Raw genomic sequence first — 6667 nt, 5'->3', positions numbered from 1 at the left:
TCTAACTGATCGGCATTAACCTTCGGGTGCCTTTTTTGTATCTGGCGTTTGGGTTATTGGTATGTGAGTTTAGGCGTGTTTTTACTGACGCTAGCCGGTGAATCACGAGCATTGATGGAAAGAGGATAATCGTGGATGAGTTGAGGGGGCGGATTAGCAGTTTGCTGGTGGTATTTAGGCTTTAATAGAGTTGAGTGGTTAGGGGAGTTATAGGAAAAACAAAAAGCTTGCACAGAGGCAAGCTTATTAAGGATTAAGCTAACTAAGCGCCTGGTGGAATCGCTAAACTGTCTGCAATAAGCTGGATAAGATTATCTTCTACTTCAAAACGTACTTCGAGTAGTTCACCTACTTTTGACATATCTCCTTCGAAGTTAGGCAACTCATCGTCTGCATTTACTTTAACGTACTTATCATTGAACTCTAGAAGTGGCTCGGTTGTGAGTACGATCTTCGCGTAAGTTGTATCAATCTCGTCATTGGTTTTAAAGCCTGTTGCTTGCCATTTTTTCATGACCATATCGTAGATCTTAAAATGACCCTCTGAGATATAATCGACAACATGATCGCAGAATGAGCTTATTTCTTTAGGAGAAGGGAGTTCAACAACGTTTGATTGCCCGTTGCTAGCTGGCTGCAAGGCACCTAGCTTACAATACTCAACGATTAGAGACTGTCGAGTTTCGAGCCAATGATCGATGACCTCATTAGAGCCACCCCATTGTTCTTGTACTTGTTTGAATTTATTTAGCATGACCATGTCCTCATGATCTGATCACAACCTTGTGATCATGGTAATTGCCTAAGCAAGGTCCGTTTATTGGTAACTACTAAAAGTAATAGCTTGAAATATTCTCTGCTACAACTCTAGTATGAAATTAGATTGCCAGTAAAATGAACGAACTGCAAGCAATGAGGCATAGGGATGTTAAAAAAAAGTGATACAAAAATGACAGAGCAAGCTTACTGGTGCGTCGTTTCTGGTAGTGATATTTGGGTTAATAATGATCAGTTTCCTTATGGCTCGGCTGAAGAGCTAGGGCTGAGTGTTGAACACGCTATCTGTATTGGTCAGCATCAAGGTCGTCAGGTCTATTGGCTTAACGACTGCGATGTCGAGAGTGAACTGACCATGGTTAACCTACGTGATTTATTGCACTGGTCTGAATCGAGTTTTCTTATGGCAAGTAAGGCTATCCAGTACGGCCACATGACTCAAAGTATGCGTTTTTGTCCACAGTGCGGCGGTCGCAATCATTTGAATCACAATCAGGTTGCGATGCAGTGTGGTGACTGCCGAACGCTTCATTATCCACGTATCTTCCCGTGCATCATTGTTGCTGTGCGAAACGACAACAAGATATTGCTGGCACAACACCCAAGACATAAAACGGGCATGTACACCGTAATAGCGGGCTTCCTAGAGGTTGGAGAAACCCTAGAGCAGTGTGTGGCGCGCGAAGTCAAAGAAGAAACGGGGATCGATGTGAGTAATATCCGTTACTTTGGCAGCCAGCCATGGGCGTTTCCATCGAGTATGATGATGGCCTTTCTTGCTGATTATGCTGGTGGAACACTCAAACCTGATTACAGTGAACTGTCGGATGCCCAATGGTTTGACGTAACAAGCTTGCCTGATGTAGCTCCAGTCGGAACGATTGCGAGACAATTGATTGAGAATACAGTCGATGAGGTGAGGAAAGACGGCGTAGCAGATCAGGAACTAGAACATTAAATTACCTGTGATAGTATTTGGCCTAAGGGTGGGCAAATGCTAAAAAAACCCTCCACAAGTGGAGGGGGTAAGTAAGATGTCGTTATGAGATGCTGAGTAGTGACTACTCAGTTGTTATAATTGTAATTTTCGCTAGCAAACAAATTTTTAACATGCTCCTGCAATTGGGTGCAAATTAAGCATTGATTTAAAAGTTAATAACTTGATCTAGGTTGCAAAGCACACAGCTTTTACCCTTCAATCAGTGTTAGAATACTTGCCATCAAAACTAGACAAGATTGAATTGGAATTTAACGGAATGACCGAATTAAAAAACGATCGCTATTTACGCGCACTTTTAAAACAGCCTGTTGATTACACACCAGTATGGATGATGCGCCAAGCTGGCCGCTATCTTCCAGAGTACAAAGCAACGCGCGCTGAAGCGGGCGATTTCATGTCTTTGTGCAAAAACGCTGAACTAGCATCAGAAGTAACACTTCAACCTTTACGTCGTTTCCCGCTTGATGCGGCAATCTTGTTCTCTGACATCCTAACTATCCCAGATGCGATGGGGTTAGGTTTGTACTTTGAAACAGGTGAAGGCCCTAAGTTTGAACGCCCTATCACATGTAAAGCTGACGTAGAAAAAATTGGCCTACCGGATCCTGAAGGTGAACTTCAATACGTAATGAATGCCGTTCGTCAGATCCGTAAAGACCTGAAAGGCGAAGTGCCACTGATTGGTTTCTCTGGTAGCCCTTGGACATTGGCAACTTACATGGTTGAAGGCAGCAGCTCGAAGGCGTTCACTAAGATCAAGAAGATGATGTACGCAGAGCCACAAACGTTGCACTTACTTCTAGATAAGCTGGCTGACACTGTTATTGAATACCTGAACGCGCAAATTAAAGCAGGTGCACAATCGGTAATGGTATTCGACACATGGGGTGGTGTACTTACTCCGCGTGACTACAACCTGTTCTCACTGCAGTACATGCACAAAATTGTCGATGGCCTAATTCGTGAAAACGAAGGTCGCCGTGTACCGGTTACTCTGTTCACTAAGAACGGTGGCATGTGGCTAGAATCTATCGCAGCGACTGGCTGTGATGCAGTTGGCCTAGACTGGACAATCAATATTGCTGATGCAAAAGCACGTATTGGCGATAAAGTGGCTCTACAAGGTAACATGGATCCATCAGTACTTTACGCACAACCTGAGCGTATTCGTGAAGAAGTCGGCACTATCCTTGAAGGTTTTGGTGACGGCGGTACTGGCCACGTATTTAACCTTGGCCATGGTATTCACCTAGATGTGCCACCAGAAAATGCCGGTGTATTTGTGGACGCAGTTCACGACCTATCTAAGCCATATCATAAGTAATTCAGTATGTGTTTTTAGAAAAAGCGCTGTCGAGAAATCGGCAGCGCTTTTTTATTATCTTTCTATCCGCACTTAATATCGGTTAAATCATCGTTGATGTGCAGCTAATTAGGCATTTGGATCATGGCAGGCCAAATGCTCTGATACGTGCTTCTTGATATAGGGAATGATTTCACTTTCGAACCATGGGTTTTTCTTGAGCCAGATATTATTACGTGGTGAAGGGTGGGGAAGTGGCAAAAATTCTGGAGCCCAAGCCTGCCAGTTACGTACCGTTTCAGTGAGTGTGCTGGTGGCTTTATCTTTTAGATAATAGTTTTGCGCATACTGACCAATCAGCAAGGTCATTTGGATGTTGGGCAGTGATTGCAGTACTTTTTGGTGCCATAGCGCAGCGCACTCCTTTCGAGGCGGTAGATCACCACTTTTTCCTTTTCCTGGATAGCAAAAGCCCATCGGGACAATAGCGACTTTTTGTTCGTTATAAAACGTATCGCTATCCATTCCTAGCCATTCTCTCAATCGCTCGCCACTGGCGTCGTTCCAAGGGATAGATGATTCATGAACTTTGATACCGGGTGCTTGGCCTATGATCAGCAAGCGTGCGTTTGGGTGTGCCTGTATCACTGGATTTGCACCGTGTGATAAATGAGGATCACAAGCGGTGCATTGTCGTATCTCAGTGAGCAGTGATGAGAACATCAGTAGCCTTTATCAAAATCAATGGTGTTATTCAGTGTAAAACCATCTCGCCACTGTTTGTAATTCTCTGCGAAGATCTCTATTACTTGTCTTGGTTCACTGAGTGCGGCAATGTGCGGTGTAATGGTGACTTGTGGCAATTTCCAGAAAGGGTGATCTTGAGAAAGAGGCTCATGTTCAAACACATCAAGGAATGCATGTTTAACCCAACGGTTTTTAATCGCCGGTAACAGTGCTTTATTGTCGATGCTTTCGCCTCTGCCAACATTGAACAACAGAACGTTAGAGCAGTAGCCAAGAGTCGTTTGGTTGAGCAGTTGATAGGTCTCAGCTGTTGATGGCAAGGTGTTGACCACAATGTCCGCTTGCTTGAGAGCTGCCTCAAGTTCATTGATGTGGAAAGTGTCTTTGAAGGTTTCTTGTTTCGATGGGATACCTGTACGGTTGACACCTATGGTATGAATGCCAAACGCAGCAGCGGTTTTTGCTAAATGACTGCCTATTGCCCCCGTTCCCAAAATCACCATGGTTTTGTCCGTTAGGCTAGAATAAAGCTGTGGCTGCCAGTTTCGTTGTACTTGTTGCTGGTGGTAGTGAGGAAAGTGTCTACAGTGGCTGATCGTGTAACCCAACACGTATTCAGCAATCGCAGGGCCGAAGATGCCTTTGACGTTGGTCAGCGTATAATCCTGACGAAGATCGGGCTGTGTGAGCTTATTGATTCCTGCATAGGTACTTTGCACCCAGTCTAGATGTTTAAACTCATAAAGTCGCTCCGCTATTAAAGGAGGAGCTGCCAGTACGATCTCAGCTAATTCGGGGTTTTGAGTGATTTCGAGGTCAGGTAACCCTTGGTTTAGAATCAGTTGCGTATAGGTATCGTCATGCTCGGTAAGAATATAGAGCTTATTCGTAAAATTGTTCATCGGCTTACCTTTTCCCCCCAGGGTTTATCAAGTACACTTTCGCTGTCTTTTTCTGCAATTATTGAGTGACTATGCTTCAGAATCCACTGCAGGTTCGTCTTGAAAAGTTAGAACCTTGGCAACAAATTACTTTTATGGCGTGTCTATGTGAGCGTATGTATCCTAACTATGCCATGTTTTGTGAGAATACAGAATTTGCGGAAGCTCGAATCTACCGTGATGTTTTGGATAGCATTTGGGAAATCCTAACCGTTAAAACGGCAAAGGTGAACTTTGAACGTCAACTTGAGAAAGTAGAAGAGCTATTCCCTAGCGCAGATGATTATGATTTCTATGGTGTTTATCCTGCAATGGACGCATGCCAAGGCTTAGCAACATTAATCCATGGTCTACTTGATCGTGAGCATATGTTGGAAGCGGTAATTAAAGTGAGTCAACAATCGGTGAAGACGGTTGCTGAGCTTGAGTTTGCTCAAGGTGCTGAAGAAGTGACGAACGAAAACCAGAAAGAAAACGAAGCGGTATGTGAAGAGTGGGACGTTCAGTGGGCTATTTTCCGACCTCTACGTGAAACGACTGAGCGTGACTTAGAGTTGATCAAAGATCTACGCCACGAGCTGCGTGAAGACCCAGTGAGCAACATTGGCGTTGCTTTATAACAGATGTTGAGTTGTCGCGAATAGAATAAAAAACAAAGGCTCCTAGGGAGCCTTTGTTTTATCTGACGCTATCAAATTGAGATTAAGCGTCTTTCTTGTCTTCTTTTTGAACCTTGCTTTCATCCGCTGACTTTGAGTCTGAGGTGTCGTTGTCTGCTAGAGTTTTTTCCTCTAGCTCGTCCTCTTCATCGCGGTTTTCGATAACACCGTGTGTCTCTTTCCATTTTTCCCAGCGTTGAAACGCCAGTTCTTGCATGTCTGTGGTTTTATCTGCTTCGTCGACGATCTCTTCGCCTACAAGGTGCTCAAAGATGTCTTCAAGGGTGATGATGCCCTGAATTGTGCCGTACTCATCAACAACCAGAGACAGTTGCAGGCGGTTTGCCATCATTTGATCAAAGGCCTTAGCTAAGCCCATGTTGTTTAGCAAGACGTGGATAGGGCGCATCACTTCACCCAGAGCCTTCTCACCACAACCCGCTTGCTGCAATCTAAACAGCTCCAGACGGTGAACAAAACCAATGATATTGTCAGTTTGTTCGCTGTAGACCAATGGACGTGAGAACGGCGTATCTTTATGTTGTTCTAGGAATACATTGACACTCATTTCTGCATCAACGCGAAATACAACAGGGCGTGGTGTCATTACCTGAGTCACGGGTACATCTTGAATACCGAGTAGGTTGCTCAGGATTTTTGATTCGCCTTCTGCAAACTCACCGCTCTCTTTTGCCAAAATAGCCATCGCAGATAGCTCATCACGCATTTTTGGTGCCTGGTGCCCGCTAGCTAGACGCTTGGTAATTTGCTCTGAGAACCAAACAAATGGTGTTAGGAAGAATACCATCCAACGAAGTACGGTTGATGATGCAGGGGCGAGCTGACGCCAGTAGGTTGCGCCAATGGTTTTTGGAACAATCTCAGACAAAACCAAAATACCCAAAGTCAGTACAGCAGAGAATGCACCCAACCATTGGCTACCAAAAACGACAGCCGCTTGTGCACCTGCTGTCGCTGCACCGATAGTGTGCGCGATGGTGTTGAGCGTTAAAATTGATGCTAGTGGACGGTCAATATCTGTTTTCAGTTTGTCTAATGACTCTGCTGCAGGGTGCCCATTTTGTTTTAGTTGAGCAATGTAGCTCGGACTAATACTCAAAAGTACAGCTTCCAAAACAGAACAAATGAAAGAAACTCCAATAGCAATGGAGACGTAAATAGTTAGCAGCAGCATGTTTGCCCTTAAATTAATTTGTACGCTTTCGCAGCGATTCAGCGT

General features: G+C 44.5%; 7 protein-coding genes. 3 read left to right on the top strand and 4 right to left on the bottom strand.

The window, feature by feature from the left end; genetic code table 11:
• Nucleotides 1-262: 262 nt before the first annotated feature.
• Nucleotides 263-760 carry a sigma D regulator gene (gene rsd, locus AB4407_RS03345; RefSeq protein WP_372118601.1) on the bottom strand — a complete coding sequence of 166 codons (498 nt, stop codon included), beginning with the start codon at nt 758-760 and terminating at the stop codon, nt 263-265.
• Between the two features lie 165 nt (nt 761-925).
• Between rsd and nudC the strand changes: the two genes are divergently transcribed.
• Complete coding sequence (nudC, locus tag AB4407_RS03340) at nt 926-1735, top strand: NAD(+) diphosphatase (RefSeq protein ID WP_372118599.1); 810 nt, start codon at nt 926-928, stop codon at nt 1733-1735.
• A gap of 298 nt (nt 1736-2033) precedes the next feature.
• Entirely contained in the window at nt 2034-3101 is a 1068-nt protein-coding gene (hemE, locus tag AB4407_RS03335) for a uroporphyrinogen decarboxylase (protein WP_004729761.1), read from the top strand.
• Nucleotides 3102-3209: 108 nt separating this feature from the next.
• Here the strand turns inward: hemE and AB4407_RS03330 are convergent, their stop codons facing one another.
• Complete coding sequence (locus tag AB4407_RS03330) at nt 3210-3803, bottom strand: uracil-DNA glycosylase family protein (protein ID WP_372118597.1); 594 nt, start codon at nt 3801-3803, stop codon at nt 3210-3212.
• Entirely contained in the window at nt 3803-4729 is a 927-nt protein-coding gene (locus AB4407_RS03325) for a D-2-hydroxyacid dehydrogenase (RefSeq protein WP_372118596.1), read from the bottom strand. The genes AB4407_RS03330 and AB4407_RS03325 overlap by 1 nt, the downstream gene beginning before the upstream one ends.
• Nucleotides 4730-4800: 71 nt before the next feature.
• Between AB4407_RS03325 and AB4407_RS03320 the strand changes: the two genes are divergently transcribed.
• Entirely contained in the window at nt 4801-5388 is a 588-nt protein-coding gene (locus AB4407_RS03320) for a YjaG family protein (RefSeq protein ID WP_372118594.1), read from the top strand.
• Nucleotides 5389-5470: 82 nt separating this feature from the next.
• On the opposite strand, the gene AB4407_RS03315 is transcribed toward AB4407_RS03320, so the two are convergent.
• Nucleotides 5471-6622 (bottom strand): CNNM domain-containing protein, encoded by a 1152-nt coding sequence (locus tag AB4407_RS03315; protein ID WP_372118591.1) that lies wholly within the window; start codon nt 6620-6622, stop codon nt 5471-5473.
• Nucleotides 6623-6667 lie beyond the last annotated feature (45 nt).

Source organism: Vibrio sp. 10N.261.46.E11 (assembly GCF_041472735.1).
Taxonomy (GTDB): Bacteria; Pseudomonadota; Gammaproteobacteria; order Enterobacterales; family Vibrionaceae; genus Vibrio.
The sequence above is the reverse complement of the archived record's forward strand: the minus strand, read 5'-3'. Positions and strand labels throughout refer to the sequence as shown.

What these genes read in the sequence shown, in the direction of transcription:
- AB4407_RS03315 (WP_372118591.1), bottom strand. Translation starts at nt 6,622, where the DNA reads ATGCTGCTGCTAACTATTTACGTCTCCATTGCTATTGGAGTTTCTTTC.
- rsd (WP_372118601.1), bottom strand. Translation starts at nt 760, where the DNA reads ATGGTCATGCTAAATAAATTCAAACAAGTACAAGAACAATGGGGTGGC.
- AB4407_RS03330 (WP_372118597.1), bottom strand. Translation starts at nt 3,803, where the DNA reads ATGTTCTCATCACTGCTCACTGAGATACGACAATGCACCGCTTGTGAT.
- nudC (WP_372118599.1), top strand. Translation starts at nt 926, where the DNA reads ATGTTAAAAAAAAGTGATACAAAAATGACAGAGCAAGCTTACTGGTGC.
- AB4407_RS03320 (WP_372118594.1), top strand. Translation starts at nt 4,801, where the DNA reads ATGCTTCAGAATCCACTGCAGGTTCGTCTTGAAAAGTTAGAACCTTGG.
- hemE (WP_004729761.1), top strand. Translation starts at nt 2,034, where the DNA reads ATGACCGAATTAAAAAACGATCGCTATTTACGCGCACTTTTAAAACAG.
- AB4407_RS03325 (WP_372118596.1), bottom strand. Translation starts at nt 4,729, where the DNA reads ATGAACAATTTTACGAATAAGCTCTATATTCTTACCGAGCATGACGAT.